Source organism: Rhizobium sp. 05N430 (assembly GCF_056396985.1).
Genome location: NZ_JBFTMO010000014.1, coordinates 1 through 16907, shown reverse-complemented (window position 1 = coordinate 16907; position 16907 = coordinate 1). Strand labels below are relative to the sequence as shown.

The window sequence follows — 16907 nt, the reverse complement described above, 5'->3', positions numbered from 1 at the left end:
ACTTGCAATCGGCTGAATCCTCGCCTAGGCCTTTTGCCGAAGAGGAATTGCCATGCCGACTCCACCCTCACCCTTTGCCGAGACCCCGCAGCCGCCCTACTACGTCGTCACCTTTTCCTCGATCCGCACCGCGGGAGATCAAGGATATGAGGCGATGGCCGATCGCATGGCCGAGCTTGCGCTGCAGCAGCCGGGCTGTCTCGGGGCCGAGAGTGCGCGGGATGCGGATGGCTTCGGCATCACCAATTCCTATTGGGCCGACGAGGAAAGCCTGAAGGCGTGGAAACAGGTCGCCAGCCACCTCGCCGCGCAGCGTATCGGCCGCGATCGCTGGTACAGGCAATACAAGGTTCGCATCGCGCGCGTCGAACGCGCCTATGAATTCACCGCCCCGGAGGAAGGGAGCCCCAATGGCCAATAAGACCATCGACCACGCCTTTACCGCGACCAGCCTGACATCGGCAGCGAGCGATCCGACCTTTGCCGGCGCGCTCTCCTTCATGCGCCGCCGGTTTACCAAGGATCTTGCGGGCGTCGACGTTGCCGTCTGGGGTGTTCCCTTCGATGCCGCCGTCTCCAACCGCCCAGGCACACGCTTCGGGCCGCAGGCGATCCGCCGGGCGTCGGCCATCTTCGACAACGATCCGCAGTATCCGTTCAACCGCGACCTCTTCGCCGATATGGCCGTCGTTGATTATGGCGACTGCCTGCTCGACTACGGCAATCATCAGGAGACCCCTGCAGCGATCGAGCGTCAGGCGACCGCGATCCTCGACAGCGGCGCCTTCATGCTCACGCTCGGCGGCGATCATTACGTGACCTGGCCGATCCTCAAGGCGCATGCGGCCAAGCATGGACCGCTGGCGCTGGTCCAGTTTGACGCGCATCAGGACACCTGGCTCGACGATGCCGGGCGCATCGACCACGGCTCCTTCGTCGCCCGCGCGGTGCGCGACGGCATCATCGATCCCGACCGTTCGATCCAGGTCGGCATCCGCACCCATGCGCCTGATGATTGTGGCATCGCCATCCTCTACGGCCATCAGGTCGAGGACATGAGCGCCTCGGAGATCGCCTCGACGATCATTTCGCACACGAAGGGTGCTCCCGCCTATCTGACCTTCGATATCGATTGCCTCGATCCGGCTTTCGCACCCGGCACCGGCACGCCGGTTGCGGGTGGCCCGTCGAGCGCCAAAATCCTCTCCGTTCTACAGCGGCTGCATCAGCTCGATATTCGCGGCGCCGATGTCGTCGAGGTATCCCCGCCCTACGATCATGCCGATGTCACCGCCATTGCGGGGGCGACGGTCGCGATGTATATGCTGGGCCTTCACGCCGAGAGGCGCGCAGCCGCCAAATGACGGCTGTTATCAAACTGATTCAACTTCATGGCAAACTGATTCCGGAACAGTCCAGAACTCATTGAAAGCGCAGGATTATCATGGCAGCGAAGATATTCATCGATGGCGAAGCTGGTACGACGGGTCTGCAGATCCGCGAGCGCCTGGCTGGCCGCCGTGATATCGAACTGCTGTCGATCCCGGCCGAAAGCCGCAAGGACAAGGCTGTCCGCGCCGAGCTTCTGAACAAGGCCGATGTCGCGATCCTCTGCCTGCCTGACGATGCCGCCAAGGAAAGCGTCAGCCTGATCGAGAACGACACCACCAAGGTGATCGACGCCTCGACGGCGCATCGCGTTGCCGAAGGCTGGGCCTATGGCTTTGCGGAACTCAGCAAGGATCAAGCCGGTGTCATCGCCTCGGCCAAGCGCGTCGCAAATCCGGGCTGCTGGCCGCAGGGCCCGATCGCCATGCTGCGTCCGCTCGTCGAAGGCGGTCTCGTGCCCGCCGATTACCCTGTCACCGTCAACGGCATCTCGGGTTACAGCGGCGGCGGCCGGACGATGATCGAGGATTATGTCGCCAAGGGTGAAGACGCGCCTGAATACATGCCCTACGGCCTGAGCTTCAAGCACAAGCACCTGCCGGAGCTGCAGCGCTATGCCAAGCTCGGCCGCGTGCCGTTCTTCCAGCCGGTCGTCGGCAATTTCGCGCAGGGCATGGTCGTCACCGTGCCGCTGCAGCTGTCGCATCTGGAAAAGGTGCCGACCGGCGCTGAAATCCATGCGGCGCTCGCCGACTATTTTGCCGGTATCAAGGGTGTCGTCGAGGTGGCGTCGTTCGAGAACACCGAACGGACGCCTGATCTCAACCCCGAGATCTACAACGACACCAACCGTATGCGCCTTCATGTATTCGCCAATGATGCGAATGCACAGGCGCTGCTGGTCGCCGTCTATGACAATCTCGGCAAGGGTGCCTCGGGTGCTGCCGTGCAGAACATGGACCTGATGATCGGCGCGTGATTTGGCGGGTGGCCGCGTCTGGCGCGGCCGCCTCCCTCCGCATATGTCCAGGCCACCATGCACCTCTCCTTCGACGCTCTCTCCTCTTGGCTTTCATCCGCGCTGCCGGATCACGGCGTTCACGCGCTGATAGCGTTCGCCTTCATTGCCGGACTGGCGCGCGGCTTTTCCGGTTTCGGGGCGGCGCTGATCTTCATTCCGCTTGGCGGCGCGATCGTCGGGCCGAAGCTGATCTCGCCGGTGCTGTTGGTGATCGACGGCCTGGCGACCCTCGGCATGATCCCGGATGCCTGGCGCAATTCGAACCGGCGCGAGGTCTTCGTCATGGCGGCCGGTGCGGTACTTGGCGTTCCGGCGGGAACGGTCGTGCTGACGCTGATGGATCCGCTGGTGCTGCGCTGGATCATCTGCGGCACGGCAATCTGCCTGCTGGCGCTTCTGGTCTCCGGCTGGCGCTATCACGGCGAGCCGTCGGCACCGCTGAGTTCCGGCGTCGGCCTGCTTGCCGGGCTCTTCAGCGGTGCGGCCCAGCTCGGCGGGCCGCCCGTCGTCGCCTATTGGCTCGGGGGCAAGAGCAACTTTCAGCGCGTGCGCGCCAACGTCATCTTCTACTTCTCGATCTCCAGCATTTTCACGACGATCAGCTACTACGTAGGCGGCCTGTTCGTGCAGGCGGTGTTTGCGCTGACGATCGTCATTCTTCCGGCCTATGCGGCTGGCCTCTACGGCGGTTCGAAGCTGTTCGGCCTGGCGAAAGAAAGCACCTTCCGCCTGACCTGCTATCTGCTGATCGCCGCATCGGCGATCTTCGGCATGCCTGCGCTGGACGGCATCCTGCGCTAACGTCAGGCAGGCCTGCGCAACAGGCCAAGGTTGACGCTCAGCTTTTCGCCCGGGCCATGCGCAAAGGCAAACAGCAGCCCAGCAAGAAATGTGAAGTGATCGACGAAGAAGCCGAATTCGGCCTGGTTGCCTTCCCAGCGGTTCGGACCGTGGAACGCGAAAGCAAGGAAGATCACATAGACGCCGGCAGCAAGCGCCGCCTCGCTGAAGAAGGCGCCGCTCAGCAGCGCGACAGCAAGCCCGACTTCGAAGAAGGCGGCGATCCAGGAGAGCAACAGCGGCAGCGGAAAACCCGCGGCGGCGATATAACCGGCGGTCGCTCCCATATCCATGAATTTGAAGCTTGCCGCCATGACGAACAGGCCGCCGAAAATCAGCCGTGCCACGAGAATTGCGATTGTCTTACCCATTGTCCTACCCTCTTTTGCGGCCGCAGCCATGTGAACTATGCCACAAGGACGGATGGTGGCGAGGGTTCCCGACAATGACGCATGCGAATTTTCTGGCAAAATCGAAAAAGCCGCGGAGCATCTGCACCGCGGCTTGAAACATGCGGACACGAATAGGCGTCAGTCGCGTTCGGCGATCGTGGTCTGCCGCGAGAACTCGCCGTAATAGCCGCGCCAGTTGGCGATGGCGAAGCCGAAGACGACGAGCGCGCCGCCCTGATGCAGCAGGCCCCAATGTAGCGGCACGTGCAGCAGCAGCGTGGTGATGCCGATCGCCGCCTGGATGGTCACCAGCGCGAAGAGCACGACGGCGCGGCGCGCATGCGTCGTTGCCGGTGCGGCGCGCAGGGCGATCACCATGTTGATCAGCGTCAGCGCAAACAGCGTGTAGGCGCCGATGCGGTGGATGAACTGAACGGTCTTCGGGTTCTCGAAGAAGTTGATCCAGGCAGGCTGCTGGATCAGCAGATCGCCGGGAACGACGGAACCATCCATCAGTGGCCATGTATTGTAGGTGAAACCGGCATCGAGACCGGCGACGAGCGCGCCGAGATAGATCTGGAACAGCGCGAAAATGGCGATCACGGCCGCCCAGCGTCTGGAGCTCTGCGTCGGCGCTGCATCATCGGAATGCGGCGAGAGCCCCCGCATGATCCACATGCAGGAGGCAAAGATCAGACAGGCCATGACCAGATGGGTCGCAAGACGGTATTGGCTGACATCGGTGCGCACGGAGAGACCGGAGGACACCATCCACCAGCCGATGAAGCCCTGCAGACCGCCGAGCGCCAGAATTCCGGCGAGCGGCCAGCGCAGGCGGCGCTCCACCTTGCCGGTGATCCAGAAATAGAGAAGCGGCAGGCCGAAGATGACGCCGATGCCGCGAGCAATCAGCCGGTGTGCCCACTCCCACCAAAAGATGCCCTTGAACTCTTCGACCGTCATGTCGCTGTTCAGCTGCTGGAATTCGGGAATGCGCTGGTAGAGCTTGAATTCCTCGTCCCATTCCGTGGCATTCAGCGGCGGGATGACGCCGTGGATCGGCTTCCATTCGGTGATCGACAGGCCAGAATTGGTCAGCCGCGTGGCGCCCCCGACCAGCACCAGACAGAAGAGCGCCAGAAGCACGAAACCCAGCCAGATGCGAATGGCGCGGCGGTTGCGGTCCTGCTTGCGGACTTCGCCCCGGATTGCCTGCTCGGTGGTCATATTCGCGACGGCCATGATTGCTCCTTCGTTACGGCAGTTGATTTGCCCCAGCGGCTCATGCAAAACAAGCCCCGAACATTTGCGGCATGCCGTCGCGCTGTCCAAGCAACCCGGAAGATTGAATTGATATGCCCGTTCGCCTGCGCAAATTCATCGGCACGATCCTGATCATCGTCCTCGTGCTCGCCTATGCGCTGATCGCGAATACGATCGCCGTCGCTACGCTTGGCGAAGCGCCGTGGTGGGGCCACCTGCTCTATTTCGCGCTGACCGGCATGCTCTGGGTGCTTCCCGCTATGCTGATCATCAAGTGGATGGCCGGGCCGAGGCAGCAATAGCGCATTAACGCGCAGATAACCGTGATCGGCGGAAAAACACGCGCCACGGCCGGCGTTTAAATCCTCGATAGGCTCCGCAGCGCTATATCCTCTGGCAAGCAATCTTGACCGGAGAATTCCCGTGCGGACCCAGAAGCTAGATGCCGACCAGCAGCCGCTCGACGACGCAGACAAGGCCGATGCAGGCATTTCGCGGCTGAGGTCGCTCAGCGCCAAGCTGGCGATCGCCGAACTGGATGTAAGCGTCCACGATGCGATGGAGCCGCTGGAGCGCGATTGGCGGACGCTGGAGAAAGACCACCTCACCTCTCTGCATCAGGGCTATGAATGGTGCCGCTCCTGGGTGCGCGCCTACAAACGGCCGCTGGCAATCCTCAAGGGCAGTACGCATGGCAAGGTTGCCTTCATCCTGCCGGTCGAGATCGATAGCAGCCACGGCGTCCGGATCGCCCGCTTCATCGGCGCCGATCACAGCAATATCAACACCGGCCTGTTTTCCGAACATTTCGTGGAAGCCTTCGAGGATCTCGATCCGCAGCGCTTTGCCGAAATCCTGAAACAGGCGCTGCAGGGCAAAGCCGATCTTCTGCTGCTGCAGAACATTCCGCTAGAATGGCGCGGGCGGCGAAACCCTCTCGGCCTGCTGCCGACGGTGCAAAACCAGAACCATGCCTATCAGCTGCCGCTGCTCGACAATTTCGAGGCAACGCTGAAGCAGGTGAATGCCAAGAGCCGCCGCAAGAAGTTCCGCGTCCAGTCGAAGCGGCTGGAGGCTGTCGGCGGGTTCGACTATGTGGATGGGGGCGCGCCTGCCGAACAGCACGCGCTGCTCGACCTGTTCTTCAAGCAAAAGGCGGAACGCTTCCGCACCCTGGGCCTGCCGGACGTTTTTGCCGATGCCGAAACCAAGGCCTTCCTGCAGGGCCTTATCGATATTCGCGACGGCGGCGACTACGGCCTGGAAATGCATGCGCTGCGGCTGAAAGGCGAGCTTGCGGGCAAGATTGCCGCGGTTTCAGGCATCTCGCGCAAGGGTGATCACATTATCTGCCAGTTCGGCGCGATCGATGAGAGCCTGGTGCCGGATTCGAGCCCCGGCGAATTTCTCTATTGGCAGATGATATCGGGGCTGCAGGGCAAGGGCGTATCGCTCTTCGACTTCGGCCTTGGCGACCAGACCTACAAGCGCTCTTGGGCGCCTGTCGAAACCAGCCATTATGATGCGGTTCTGCCGCTGTCGCTGAAGGGATCGATCGCCGGCGCGGCGCATCGCGCCATCACCAGAAGCAAGGCCTTCATCAAGGCCCGGCCGGGTTTCTATCGTGCCGCCCAGCGCGTTCGCGCCAGAAGCGGTGTCTGATCGTCACGCCGCGTGGCGGGCAACATCAGGCTCGGCAGATTCCCCGCCCGACATCAGCACGACGCGCTGATAGCCGGCCTTTTCGAACTCCGTCATGGCATGGACGAACTCGTCCTCAAGCACTTCGGGCATCGACAGGATGATTTCGACATCCTTGCTGCGGGTCAGGCGCGAGACGCCGGCCACATCGGCCGCGCCGCATTCGACGACGACGATATCGTAGGCCGACATCAGCGCATCCAGTAGCAGCGAGAGCCGGTCGGCGCCGCGCATGGCCTGGCGCACATCACTGGTCCCCTGCGGAATGAGATGGGCGTCCGAGGCGCGGTCGCCGTGGATCGTATCGCCGAAAGCGGCAACGCCGCAAAGCAGATCGGTCACGCCCGGCGCTTCCAGATCTTCGGCCATCAGAACCGTCGGATAACCAGAGCCGGTCATATCGACCAGAATGGTGCGCTGGCCGGACGTCGATAGCTTGCGGGCCAGTGCGACGGTTGCCGCCGATCCATCGTCACCAACGGGTGATATGGCGATTGCCAGCGGCGCGCGGCTGCTGGTCAGGTATTCGGCAACGGAGCCGATCGAGAATTCGTTGTCGTCAGCGGGCTCTACGGTTTCTGCCGGCTCTTCGACGGCCACTTCTTCCTCGTGTGCAGACAGCATGCTCGGCGCCGCGCGCTTGGACTTGACCGGCGCAGCAACGGCGAGAGGTTCGTCTTCGGTCCGAGCGGCCGGGACGGCGGATGCACCGACGGGGCGCAGTGCGCGGCCGCTGAAAAGCTCTGCCAGCATGATGAAGATCGAGGTGAGGATCAGCGTTGCGAAAGCGGCAACGATGACGATCGGCACGACCTTCGGGAAATAGGGATCGACCGGCTGGACAGCCTTGGAAACGACGCGGGCATCGGCCGGGCTGGAATTGCTGTCGGCACGAGAGGCGGCTTCGCGGTAGCGGACGAGATAGGTCTCGAGCAGCTGGCGCTGGGCATTGGCTTCGCGCTGCAAGGCATTGAGGCCGACTTCGTCTTCACCGGCCTTGGCGCTATTCTGCTGAAGCGTAGTGGACTGGCGCTCGAGCTCGGCGGCACGAAGATCGGCGACCTTCGATTCGTTCTCGATGCTGGTGAGGATCTTCTGCGTCTCCTGGCGGATCTGCGTCTTGATGTCGGCGAGCTGTGCGCGCAGGCTGCGAAGCCGCGGGTGGTTGTTGAGCAGCGATGTGCTCAGATCGGAAATCTGCGACTGCAGGCCGGACTCAGTGCCCTTCAGCCGCTGCATCGACTGCGATGCCATGATATCCGGCAGCGTATCGGACGGTGCGCCCGACGACAGAGCATTGCGGACGGCCTGTGCGCGGGCCTCGGCATTGGCCTTCTCGCCACGGACGCGCGTCAGCTCGGCTGAAATATCGTTCAGCTGCTGGGTCGGGAAATTGCTGCCGCCATTGGTGGGCAGCAAGCCATATACCGAGCGGTATTCGGCAACCTTCTGCTCGGCATCGCTGACCTTCTGACGCAGGCTTTCGATCTCCGGCTCCAGCCAGCGGGTCGCTTCGGAGTTGGAATCGAGCTTCGCACCGCTCTGGGTGGCGAGATAGACGGAGGCCATCGCATTGGGGATGCGGGCGGCGAGCTTCGGATCCTTGGAGGTGAAGTTGATGCCGATGACACGGGAACCCGGCACCTGGAAGACCTGCAGGCGCTCGATGAACGCATCGATGACGCGCTCTTCCGGCGGGTTCTCGGCCGGGTTCTTCTTCAGATGCAGCGCAATCAGGATATCGGTCAGCGCCGAACCGTTGGCGGCCTCGTCGAATTCTGGGAGCTCGTAAAGCTTCTCGCTATTGATGACCTTCTTGATCAGATCGGCGGATTGCAGCAGCTGCACCTGGCTGGCGATGTTCAGTTCGTCCAGCAGCGGCCCGGCATTTGCGTCGGCGGACTGGGTATTGGCGAAGGCCGGTGCGCGCTGTTCGATCAGCAACCGCGTTTCGCCGCGGTATTTCGGAGCAATCATCTTGGCACCGGCAAAAGCGACCCCTGCCCCGACCAGCGTGATCGCGACGACCTTGAGCCGCCGTTCCCATACCGCACGGACAAGCTGGCCAAGATCGATATCGACATCCTGATTACCCGTTACGCCGGACATACTCGCACTCCAAGAACAAAGGTGTGGCGAAGGGTAAACGACTATAGTAACCCAAGCGTTAATTACCGGCTGGCCAAGTAAGGCGCCTAAACCTGCCGCCTTCCAAAAAATCCTGCAAATTTTTACCGGGCATTAACCCTAACGGATTGATAACGGCAGGGACCAAGTTCGTTTCCTGTGAGCACAGTCGAATGCCTTTCGCAAAGCCCAAGATGTTTCTGGCCCTGAGCCTTGCCGCGATGACCGCGGTACTGAGCGGCTGCAACACCTATAAGCCGGCGCCGAAGGCTTTCCAGCAGGCGACGATCCAGCCCTATACGCTGGATAGCGGCGACCGGCTGCGGATCACCGTCTTCGATCAGCCGAGCATGACCAACAGCTACACCGTCGACCAGGCAGGCTATGTCGCCTTCCCGCTCGTCGGTCAGGTTCCTGCCCGCGGCCGCACGCTGCAGCAGCTGTCCGGCCAGCTTGCCGCCAAGCTCAAGCAGGGTTATCTGCGCGATCCTGACGTCACCATCGATGTCGATCGCTACCGTTCGATCTACGTCATGGGTGAAGTTGGCCAGCCCGGCCAATATGCCTATGTTCCAGGCCTGACCGTGCAGAACGCCATTGCGGTGGCCGGCGGCTTCTCTTCCCGCGCCAATCAGGCCAGCGTCGACGTGACACGCAAGATCAACGGCCAGGTCATCACCGGCCGCGTCAACATCTCGTCCGCCATCATTGCCGGCGACACCATCTACGTCCGCGAACGGCTGTTCTGATCCCATATGGCAGACGAACAACGGCCTCTCCGCATCATTCACTGCTTCAGGTCACCGGTCGGTGGCATTTTTCGCCATGTCCGCGATCTCGTCGAGGAGCACAGCAAAGCGGGTCACGAGGTCGGCATTCTCTGCGACAGCTCGACCGGCGGCGAGCACGAGGACCGGCTGTTCGACGACATCCGTCCCTATCTTTCGCTGGGGCTGACGCGCGTGCCGATCCGCCGCGCGCCCGGCATCTCGGATATCCCTGTTATCTGGGATACATACAAGACGATTAAAAGTTTGCGGCCTGATGTGCTGCACGGACACGGCGCCAAAGGCGGTGTGCTCGCGCGGCTTGTTGGCTCAGCCCTGCGGGTGAACAGGTATCGCGTAGCCCGCCTCTATACCGCCCATGGCGGAAGCCTGCATTATTCCCGCACCTCGCTCCTCGGGCAATTCGTGCTCAAGATGGAGCGGCTGCAGGAATATCTGACCGACGCGCTCGTCTTCATCTGCGAATACGAGCGCGACACCTACATGAAGAAGGTCGGCAAGCCGAAGACCAAGACGCGACTGATCTATAACGGCATCGGGGAGCGCGACTTCCAGGTGATCCCGACCCGATCCGACGCCGTCCAGTTCATCTATATCGGCATGCTCAGGGACCTTAAGGGTCCCGATCTTTTTGTGGATGCCTTTGCCAGGACGGAGCGTCTGGCCGGGCGGCCGCTCTCGGCGCTGATGATCGGCGACGGCCCTGACCGCGACAAATACCGCGACATGATGGTCGAGCGCGGGCTGGGAAAACGCATCAGCATGCTGCCGGCGATGCGGGTGCAGGACGCCTTCACCATGTCCGACAATGTCGTCGTCCCCTCGCGCGCCGAAGCCATGCCCTATATTGTTCTCGAGGCACTCGGCGCCGGCAAGACCGTCATCGCCAGCCGTGTCGGCGGCATCCCGGAAGTGCTCGGCAAGGACAGCAGCGCGCTGGTGGCGCCAGGCGACGCCGGTGATCTGGCACGGGTGATGGCGGAAGCAATCGCCAAGCCCGGATGGGGGCGGCAGACCATGCCGTCGGCAGACGCCGTCAAAGCGGTTTTCTCCGCACCTGTGATGGCCAAGGATGTTCTGAAACTATACTACGAGCTCGTGGGTAGGACGCCGCAGCCGGCAAATATATAAGATCTCGTAAATCTTTCTTAGGGGCTTGGTGTTAAGCCGTTCGTATCAACGAGCGGCGGTAGCCTCATGAACAAGGCAGAAAAGAACGATCAGTTCGACGTCGATACGCTGCGAAAGCGGGTTTCGGACATCAACGTGCGTGGCGACGGCGATGAAAAGCCGGACGAGGCCGCGACCATCAACGCCTATGCGCTGCAGATCGCCGAGCAGTTCCGCGAAGGCACACATTCGCCTTCGATCATCATCGGCCAGTTCCGCCTGTTCGAATTCGCCTCGCAATTCCTGATCGGCCTGCTGGCATTCCTGATCTGGCCGGGCGACGGCAGCGAAAGTTTTGGCGCACGCGTAGCTATGTCGTTTGTGGCAGCGGCTCTTGCGGTCATCAGCCTGCAGATCAGCGACACCTATTCGATCCCGGCGCTACGCTCGCGCGTCCGGCTGCTGCCGCGGATCTTCCTGTCATGGGGCGCAGCCTTCATCGTCACGGCGCTGATCTTCGCGCTGGTGCGCGATGTATCGCTGACGCAGATCCAGATCCATCTGGCCTGGTTCTCGCTTTCCGGTCTCTTTCTCATCGGTACCCGCTTCCTCGTCGCCTACGGCATCCGCAACTGGGCGCGCAACGGCGTCATGGAACGGCGCGCCGTGATCGTCGGCGGCGGCGATCCGGCGAAAGACCTGATCCGCCTGCTCGAGCTGCAACCCGACAACGATATCCGCATCTGCGGCATCTTCGACGACCGCGGCGAAAAGCGCTCGCCGATCATGGTCGCCGGTTATCCGAAGCTCGGCACCGTCGCAGAGCTCGTCGAATTCGTCCGCCTGACGCGCATCGACATGCTGATCATCGCACTGCCGCTCAGCGCCGAGGCACGCATCCTGCAGCTGTTAAAGAAGCTCTGGGTTCTGCCTGTCGATATCCGCCTTGCTGCCCATGCCAACCGCTTGCGCTTCCGCCCGCGCGCCTATTCGCATGTCGGCACCGTGCCGATGCTCGATATCTTCAAGAAACCGATCCAGGATTGGGATTCGGTTGCCAAGCGCGGTTTCGACCTGTTCTTCGCATCGCTGGCGCTGCTCTTGCTCTGGCCGGTGATGGTCGCCACGGCGATCGCCATCAAGCTGACCTCGAAGGGCCCCGTGTTCTTCATGCAGAAGCGCCACGGCTTCAACAACGAGATCATCAACGTCTTCAAATTCCGTTCGATGTACACGCATCTGAGCGATCCGACGGCGAAGGCCGCCGTCACCAAGGGCGACCCGCGCGTCACCCCTGTCGGCCGCTTCATCCGCAAATCGTCGATCGACGAACTGCCGCAACTGTTCAACGTGCTGCGCGGCGAGTTGTCGCTGGTCGGCCCACGCCCCCACGCCGTTCTCGCCCAGGCCCGCGACCGCGCCTTCGGCGATGTCGTCGAAGGCTATTTCGCCCGCCACCGCGTCAAGCCCGGCGTCACCGGCTGGGCGCAGATCAACGGCTGGCGCGGCGAAGTCGACAACGACGACAAGATCAAGTTCCGCACGGCCTACGATCTCTACTATATCGAGAACTGGTCGCTCTGGTTCGACCTGAAGATCCTGTTCCTGACGCCGATCCGGCTGCTGAACACGGAAAACGCCTATTGAGCGCGATCGAGGCGACATACGCGCGCGTCTCCGACCCGCAGCGCGTGACGCTGCGGCTGATCGGCTCGGCGATGGTTGCCTTCGGCGTGTTCCTCTCGGGCTTCGTCATCGACGAGCCCGCGCCCTATGAGCTCTGGATGGCCGGCCTCACAGGCATCTGGTTCATCCTCGGCCTTCGCATCTCGCGCTACAGCGGTATCCTGCTTGCCCTGCTCCTCACCTTCAATGTCGGCGGCATGCTGTCGCTGACGCAGATGAAGGACATGACCGGCGGCCCGATGTATGTGGCGGTCTCCACCTTTCTGGCGCTGACCTCGGTCTTCTATGCGGCGATCATCGAGGACAATGCCAAGCGCCTTGTGCTGATCTTCAACGCTTGGGTCTTTGCCGCTGTCATCACCTCTGCGCTCGGCATTCTCGGCTATTTTAACGCCTTTCCCGGCTCCGAGGTGTTCACCCTCTACGACCGCGCCAAGGGCGCCTTCCAGGATCCGAACGTCTTCGGCCCGTTCCTCGTCGCCCCTTCCCTCTATCTTGTGCACGGGATGCTGACGCGCAGCCTCTTGAGCTCACCGATCCGCGCCTTCGCGCTGCTGATCCTGGCGCTCGGCGTCTTCCTGTCGTTCTCGCGCGCCGCCTGGGGCCTGTTCCTGCTGACGATTGTCATTTTGATCTTCGTGATGCTGCTGAAGGAGCGCACCGGCGCCTTTCGCCTGAAGATCCTGCTGATGTCGATGACCGCCGTCATCCTGATGGTCGCCGCCTTGGTGATCGCCCTGCAGATCCCGCAGGTCGCCGACCTCTTCAGCACCCGCGCGCAGCTCGTCCAGCAATATGACGGCGAATATCTCGGCCGATTCGACCGCCATCGCATCGGCTTCCAGATGATGATGGAACGGCCGTTCGGCATCGGCCCGATGGTGTTCGGCACGATCTTCCCCGAGGACGAGCACAATATCTGGCTGAAATGCCTGACGACCTATGGCTGGCTCGGCTTCGTCACCTATGTGTCGATGCTGATCTGGACCATCTATCTCGGCTTCAAGAACCTCTTGAAGGACCGCCCCTGGCAGCCGTTCCTGATGATCGCCTGGATCTGCGTCATCGGCCATGCGACGATCGGCAACGTCATCGACATTGACCACTGGCGCCACGTCTATCTGCTGTTCGGGATCGTCTGGGGATGTTCAGCTCTGGAGCACCGCTACCAGCGTGAATTGTCTGGCGATACCGCAGCCCGCGCCACTTGAGAAGCGCGCCGTCCGCGCTACAATTCCTCTGATGATCACAGGAACACAGATACGCGGCGCGCGCGCCATGGCCGGCATGAGCATCGAGGAACTGGCCGATGCCGCCGGGCTCTCGACGCAGACGGTCTCCGCTCTCGAACATGGCACCGGCACGGGTGAACCGCAGGCATTTCTCGCCGCCAAGCATGCGCTCGAGGCTGCCGGAATCGTCTTCATCGCCAGCGGCAATCATGACGAAGGCGGCCCCGGCGTGCGGCTGAAAGCCCGCCCGAACGGCGATGACGGGCTGAGGCCGGAAGAGCTTAACGCCACCAACGACGACTGAGACGGAACCAAACCGGTTCTCATGCGTTTTCCGCCGCGCAATCAACGCGTTGAGGGAAAACATCTTGAATCGTAGCAATGGACTTTATTTCGTCATCGGCGCCCTGCTGGTCGTCGTCGTCGGCCTAGGTGCCTATATTTACCGTGAAGAAAGCAAGCCTGAAGGCGTCGAGCTCAGCATCGGCCAGAACGGCATTTCCGTCGAGCAGAAGTAGTTTTCAGAGGTAGGCCTTGGTCAGGGCGGCAAGCTTTGCGCCGTCCCTGACGCCCTGACGGTAGAGCTGGATCATCACGGCGCCGAGGCGCTCGGCTTCCTGCGTGCGGCGGCCGACGCCGCGATCTTCGCAGACTTCATCCAGAACATTCGAGATCACGTCGAGATCCTCCGAAAATAACGGCAGGTCGCGCGGATGGATGGGTGTGGCGAGCATCGCAGCAGCACTTCATGAAGGCCTGATGCGGGACATCCGCAACGGCACGAATGGATCGGGAACGCGATCACTATGCGCGCCGATCTCACGCTTTGCAACTGCAGGAAATTTATCGGGAACAAAGCCAGCGGGCGGGCGTTTGCTGGCAGGTTCCGTTCAGTATCGAAGATCGTGTCATGAGTCAGAGAAATTTCCCCTCCCCCGTCCGCGTCAAATCCGCGACCGCAGACCTTATCATTTCCACCGCCTGGGAGGCTGTCGAATTCCTGAAGCGCTGGCCGGGCAAGCGCGGCCGCGAATACCGCATCGCCATGCAGCATTGCCTCGACGCGCTCGATGGGCTGATCAGCGCCGGAAAGGCTCGGCTGTCCTTCATCACCGCCGTTCGCACGGCAGGACTGCTGGAATAGCTCCGATCACACTTTAGTGTTTGCGGATCGGGATCACCTCCGCCAGACGTGGATGCAGAGCGCCATCGGTGATCGCCTTGCCGCTGATCTCGATCAGATATTCCTCGGCAAGCTCGCACAGCGCCCGCGCCACATCGCCCTCACCCCAACCGGCGCGCACCGCGGCCTCGGACAGGGCCTGAAACGCCTCGGCAAGCTGCCCGCGCGGACTGTCATCAAATCTGCGATCGGTCATGGCCGTCCCCAGCACGCCGCCATGGCGCATGGGTGAAAGAATACGGCCCGCAGCGGAGAAAAGGCGAGGACTATTCACAATTCGCCACGGCCAAATTTGGTGGGGTTGGCGCGGACGCTATAAAGAAGAATACGGCAGGCTACCCTGACGAAAGCGTCGCGCGGAAGGCAAGCCTCGCCGCCTTGATCTCGACTTGAGGCGCCAGTTGCCCATCCTATGCCCGATCCAAACACGGTATACCGATGCCTTCTCGTTAAGGCGGATGTGCCCCGGCCTTGTCGGCCGAGGCACCATTTCTTTCATCGCTTCGGCGCTATACAGCCTGGCGTCAGAGCTTCAATGCCCACCGCTGGCCGATGCATCCGTCATCTTTTCGAGCACCTGATCCAGGCTGAAGCTCGCAGATTTCTGCCGGGGCGGAAACTCTTTGAACGATGACAGGAATTCCGCCACGCCTGCCTGGGCCGGCACAAGCAGGTAGATGTGCCGGAACATCCAATCGTAGAACGTATTGGAGGTCTGTATCGCGCGTTCGTATGGATCCATCCGCAGATTGAAAATATACGGCGTGCGCAGCACGACGAACGGTTCCAGCCATATCTTGAGCGTCGTTTCGACACGCTGTTCCATGAACATCATTTTCCAGTTGTCGTATCGGAGCGCCGCGACGTCGCCGTCATCGGTGAAGTAGATGAAGCCCTTGCGCGGGCTCTCGGCCTCTTTGCCTGTCAGATAGGGAAGCAGGTTGTGACCGTCGAGATGGACCTTGAATGTCGTATTGCCGACCTTGTGGCCCTTCTTCAGCTTTTCCTTGATATCCGGCTCGCCGGCTACGGCAAGAATTGTCGGAAACCAGTCCTGGTGGCTGATGATCCCGTTCGAGACCGACCCGGCCTTGATATGGCCTGGAAAACGAACCATGCATGGAACGCGATAGGCGCCTTCCCAGCTTGTGTTCTTTTCGGACCGGAACGGAGTCATGCCCGCATCCGGCCAGGTGTTCATGTGCGGACCGTTGTCGGTGCTGTACTGCACGAAGGTATTGTCGGCAATTCCAAGTTTGTCGATGAAGTCGAGCATCTCGCCGATGCACTTGTCGTGATCGATCATCACGTCATGATATTCCGACTGCCAACGTCCGGACTGCCCGCGGCTCTCCGGTTTGACATGCGTCCAGGCATGCATGTGTGACGTGTTGAACCAGACGAAGAACGGCTCGCCGGCGTCGTGGGCAGCCTTGATGAATTTCTTGGCAGCAGCCAGGAACTCGTCGTCGCAGGTCTCCATACGCTTCTTCGTCAGCGGGCCGGTATTCTCGATCTTCTGACCGCCTTTTCCATCCGCCCAGCAATGGAGGACGCCGCGGGGGCCATATTTCTTCCTGAACTCGGGGAAGTCCTTCGCGTTCGGGTAATCGACTTCCTCAGGCTCCTCCTCGGCATTGAGGTGGTAGAGGTTGCCAAAGAACTCATCGAAGCCGTGCACCGTCGGCAGATGTTCGTCGCGGTCGCCCAGATGGTTCTTGCCGAATTGCCCGGTCCGGTAGCCGAGCGGCTTGAGGGCTTGAGCAATGGTGATGTCTTCGGCCTTGAGGCCCAGTTCAGCGCCGGGAAGGCCGACCTTAGTCAGGCCGGTCCGCAGACCGCACTGGCCGGTTATGAAGGCGGCACGGCCCGCCGTGCAACTCTGCTCCGCATAGGAGTCCGTAAAGATCATGCCTTCGCTCGCAAGGCGGTCGATGTTGGGCGTTTTGTAGCCCATCAGGCCCCTGGTGTAGCAACTGAGGTTTGACTGTCCGATATCGTCTCCCCACATGATTAGAACGTTCGGTTGTTGATTTGCGCTGAGAGCTGACCCGGGACTTCGGGTAAATATCACTGAGAATTGACCCATGTTTCAATCATCCCCTGTGGTTTCAGCGGGGGCTCTGGAGTGATCGACATGGCGTTACTGAGCGTAATCCGACGCTGGCATTTTCG

At 61.5% G+C, this 16907-nt stretch carries 19 protein-coding genes; 13 read left to right on the top strand and 6 right to left on the bottom strand.

Annotation, left to right across the window (positions count from 1 at the left end):
• The first annotated feature begins 52 nt into the window (after nt 1-52).
• From AC1DJO_RS23270 to AC1DJO_RS23255, 4 genes are all read left to right on the top strand, one after another.
• The gene (locus AC1DJO_RS23270; protein ID WP_112537446.1) at nt 53-421 is read left to right on the top strand and encodes an antibiotic biosynthesis monooxygenase family protein; all 369 of its coding nucleotides are present in this window, start codon (nt 53-55) and stop codon (nt 419-421) included.
• Nucleotides 411-1364 (top strand): agmatinase, encoded by a 954-nt coding sequence (gene speB, locus AC1DJO_RS23265; RefSeq protein ID WP_477973113.1) that lies wholly within the window; start codon nt 411-413, stop codon nt 1362-1364. The genes AC1DJO_RS23270 and speB overlap by 11 nt, the downstream gene beginning before the upstream one ends.
• Before the next feature lie 80 nt (nt 1365-1444).
• A complete protein-coding gene (argC, locus tag AC1DJO_RS23260; protein WP_477973111.1) occupies nt 1445-2368 on the top strand; it encodes an N-acetyl-gamma-glutamyl-phosphate reductase in 924 nt (307 codons plus the stop codon).
• Nucleotides 2369-2425: 57 nt separating this feature from the next.
• The gene (locus AC1DJO_RS23255; protein ID WP_477973109.1) at nt 2426-3211 is read left to right on the top strand and encodes a sulfite exporter TauE/SafE family protein; all 786 of its coding nucleotides are present in this window, start codon (nt 2426-2428) and stop codon (nt 3209-3211) included.
• A gap of 2 nt (nt 3212-3213) precedes the next feature.
• Here the strand turns inward: AC1DJO_RS23255 and AC1DJO_RS23250 are convergent, their stop codons facing one another.
• A complete protein-coding gene (locus AC1DJO_RS23250; RefSeq protein ID WP_112389635.1) occupies nt 3214-3621 on the bottom strand; it encodes a DoxX family protein in 408 nt (135 codons plus the stop codon).
• Nucleotides 3622-3780: 159 nt separating this feature from the next.
• Complete coding sequence (locus tag AC1DJO_RS23245; RefSeq protein ID WP_477973107.1) at nt 3781-4884, bottom strand: COX15/CtaA family protein; 1104 nt, start codon at nt 4882-4884, stop codon at nt 3781-3783.
• Between the two features lie 113 nt (nt 4885-4997).
• Here AC1DJO_RS23245 and AC1DJO_RS23240 point away from each other — a divergent pair, with 113 nt between their 5' ends.
• Both AC1DJO_RS23240 and AC1DJO_RS23235 read left to right on the top strand, forming a co-directional pair.
• A complete protein-coding gene (locus AC1DJO_RS23240; protein ID WP_112389633.1) occupies nt 4998-5207 on the top strand; it encodes a DUF2842 domain-containing protein in 210 nt (69 codons plus the stop codon).
• A gap of 121 nt (nt 5208-5328) precedes the next feature.
• The gene (locus AC1DJO_RS23235) at nt 5329-6567 is read left to right on the top strand and encodes a GNAT family N-acetyltransferase (protein WP_477973105.1); all 1239 of its coding nucleotides are present in this window, start codon (nt 5329-5331) and stop codon (nt 6565-6567) included.
• Nucleotides 6568-6570: 3 nt separating this feature from the next.
• Here AC1DJO_RS23235 and AC1DJO_RS23230 read toward each other — a convergent pair whose 3' ends face one another.
• Nucleotides 6571-8715, bottom strand: coding sequence for a GumC family protein (locus AC1DJO_RS23230; protein WP_477973103.1), 2145 nt, complete (start codon nt 8713-8715; stop codon nt 6571-6573).
• 191 nt (nt 8716-8906) lie between these two features.
• On the opposite strand from AC1DJO_RS23230, the gene AC1DJO_RS23225 reads away from it, so the two are divergent.
• The 6 genes from AC1DJO_RS23225 to AC1DJO_RS23200 all read left to right on the top strand — a co-directional run bounded on the left by AC1DJO_RS23225 (nt 8907) and on the right by AC1DJO_RS23200 (nt 14067).
• Entirely contained in the window at nt 8907-9482 is a 576-nt protein-coding gene (locus AC1DJO_RS23225) for a polysaccharide biosynthesis/export family protein (RefSeq protein WP_112389630.1), read from the top strand.
• 6 nt (nt 9483-9488) lie between these two features.
• The gene (locus tag AC1DJO_RS23220) at nt 9489-10652 is read left to right on the top strand and encodes a glycosyltransferase family 4 protein (protein WP_477973101.1); all 1164 of its coding nucleotides are present in this window, start codon (nt 9489-9491) and stop codon (nt 10650-10652) included.
• Between the two features lie 66 nt (nt 10653-10718).
• Entirely contained in the window at nt 10719-12278 is a 1560-nt protein-coding gene (locus AC1DJO_RS23215) for an undecaprenyl-phosphate glucose phosphotransferase (protein ID WP_112389628.1), read from the top strand.
• Complete coding sequence (locus AC1DJO_RS23210) at nt 12275-13528, top strand: O-antigen ligase family protein (RefSeq protein ID WP_477973099.1); 1254 nt, start codon at nt 12275-12277, stop codon at nt 13526-13528. Before AC1DJO_RS23215 ends, AC1DJO_RS23210 begins: the two co-directional genes overlap by 4 nt.
• 31 nt (nt 13529-13559) lie before the next feature.
• Nucleotides 13560-13853 (top strand): helix-turn-helix transcriptional regulator, encoded by a 294-nt coding sequence (locus AC1DJO_RS23205; protein ID WP_477973097.1) that lies wholly within the window; start codon nt 13560-13562, stop codon nt 13851-13853.
• A gap of 64 nt (nt 13854-13917) precedes the next feature.
• The gene (locus AC1DJO_RS23200; RefSeq protein ID WP_477949755.1) at nt 13918-14067 is read left to right on the top strand and encodes a hypothetical protein; all 150 of its coding nucleotides are present in this window, start codon (nt 13918-13920) and stop codon (nt 14065-14067) included.
• Between the two features lie 3 nt (nt 14068-14070).
• On the opposite strand, the gene AC1DJO_RS23195 is transcribed toward AC1DJO_RS23200, so the two are convergent.
• Nucleotides 14071-14283 carry a hypothetical protein gene (locus tag AC1DJO_RS23195; RefSeq protein ID WP_477328495.1) on the bottom strand — a complete coding sequence of 71 codons (213 nt, stop codon included), beginning with the start codon at nt 14281-14283 and terminating at the stop codon, nt 14071-14073.
• 176 nt (nt 14284-14459) lie between these two features.
• Here AC1DJO_RS23195 and AC1DJO_RS23190 point away from each other — a divergent pair, with 176 nt between their 5' ends.
• Entirely contained in the window at nt 14460-14693 is a 234-nt protein-coding gene (locus AC1DJO_RS23190) for a DUF982 domain-containing protein (RefSeq protein ID WP_112517002.1), read from the top strand.
• Between the two features lie 13 nt (nt 14694-14706).
• On the opposite strand, the gene AC1DJO_RS23185 is transcribed toward AC1DJO_RS23190, so the two are convergent.
• Entirely contained in the window at nt 14707-14928 is a 222-nt protein-coding gene (locus AC1DJO_RS23185; protein ID WP_477949756.1) for a hypothetical protein, read from the bottom strand.
• 336 nt (nt 14929-15264) lie between these two features.
• Entirely contained in the window at nt 15265-16821 is a 1557-nt protein-coding gene (locus AC1DJO_RS23180) for an arylsulfatase (RefSeq protein ID WP_477973095.1), read from the bottom strand.
• Nucleotides 16822-16907: the final 86 nt, after the last annotated feature.

Excerpts from the sequence above, each read along its gene's own strand:
- AC1DJO_RS23270 (WP_112537446.1), top strand. The coding sequence starts at position 53 with ATGCCGACTCCACCCTCACCCTTTGCCGAGACCCCGCAGCCGCCCTAC.
- speB (WP_477973113.1), top strand. The coding sequence starts at position 411 with ATGGCCAATAAGACCATCGACCACGCCTTTACCGCGACCAGCCTGACA.
- argC (WP_477973111.1), top strand. The coding sequence starts at position 1,445 with ATGGCAGCGAAGATATTCATCGATGGCGAAGCTGGTACGACGGGTCTG.
- AC1DJO_RS23255 (WP_477973109.1), top strand. The coding sequence starts at position 2,426 with ATGCACCTCTCCTTCGACGCTCTCTCCTCTTGGCTTTCATCCGCGCTG.
- AC1DJO_RS23250 (WP_112389635.1), bottom strand. The coding sequence starts at position 3,621 with ATGGGTAAGACAATCGCAATTCTCGTGGCACGGCTGATTTTCGGCGGC.
- AC1DJO_RS23245 (WP_477973107.1), bottom strand. The coding sequence starts at position 4,884 with ATGGCCGTCGCGAATATGACCACCGAGCAGGCAATCCGGGGCGAAGTC.
- AC1DJO_RS23240 (WP_112389633.1), top strand. The coding sequence starts at position 4,998 with ATGCCCGTTCGCCTGCGCAAATTCATCGGCACGATCCTGATCATCGTC.
- AC1DJO_RS23230 (WP_477973103.1), bottom strand. The coding sequence starts at position 8,715 with ATGTCCGGCGTAACGGGTAATCAGGATGTCGATATCGATCTTGGCCAG.
- AC1DJO_RS23225 (WP_112389630.1), top strand. The coding sequence starts at position 8,907 with ATGCCTTTCGCAAAGCCCAAGATGTTTCTGGCCCTGAGCCTTGCCGCG.
- AC1DJO_RS23220 (WP_477973101.1), top strand. The coding sequence starts at position 9,489 with ATGGCAGACGAACAACGGCCTCTCCGCATCATTCACTGCTTCAGGTCA.
- AC1DJO_RS23215 (WP_112389628.1), top strand. The coding sequence starts at position 10,719 with ATGAACAAGGCAGAAAAGAACGATCAGTTCGACGTCGATACGCTGCGA.
- AC1DJO_RS23205 (WP_477973097.1), top strand. The coding sequence starts at position 13,560 with ATGATCACAGGAACACAGATACGCGGCGCGCGCGCCATGGCCGGCATG.
- AC1DJO_RS23195 (WP_477328495.1), bottom strand. The coding sequence starts at position 14,283 with ATGCTCGCCACACCCATCCATCCGCGCGACCTGCCGTTATTTTCGGAG.
- AC1DJO_RS23190 (WP_112517002.1), top strand. The coding sequence starts at position 14,460 with ATGAGTCAGAGAAATTTCCCCTCCCCCGTCCGCGTCAAATCCGCGACC.
- AC1DJO_RS23185 (WP_477949756.1), bottom strand. The coding sequence starts at position 14,928 with ATGACCGATCGCAGATTTGATGACAGTCCGCGCGGGCAGCTTGCCGAG.
- AC1DJO_RS23180 (WP_477973095.1), bottom strand. The coding sequence starts at position 16,821 with ATGGGTCAATTCTCAGTGATATTTACCCGAAGTCCCGGGTCAGCTCTC.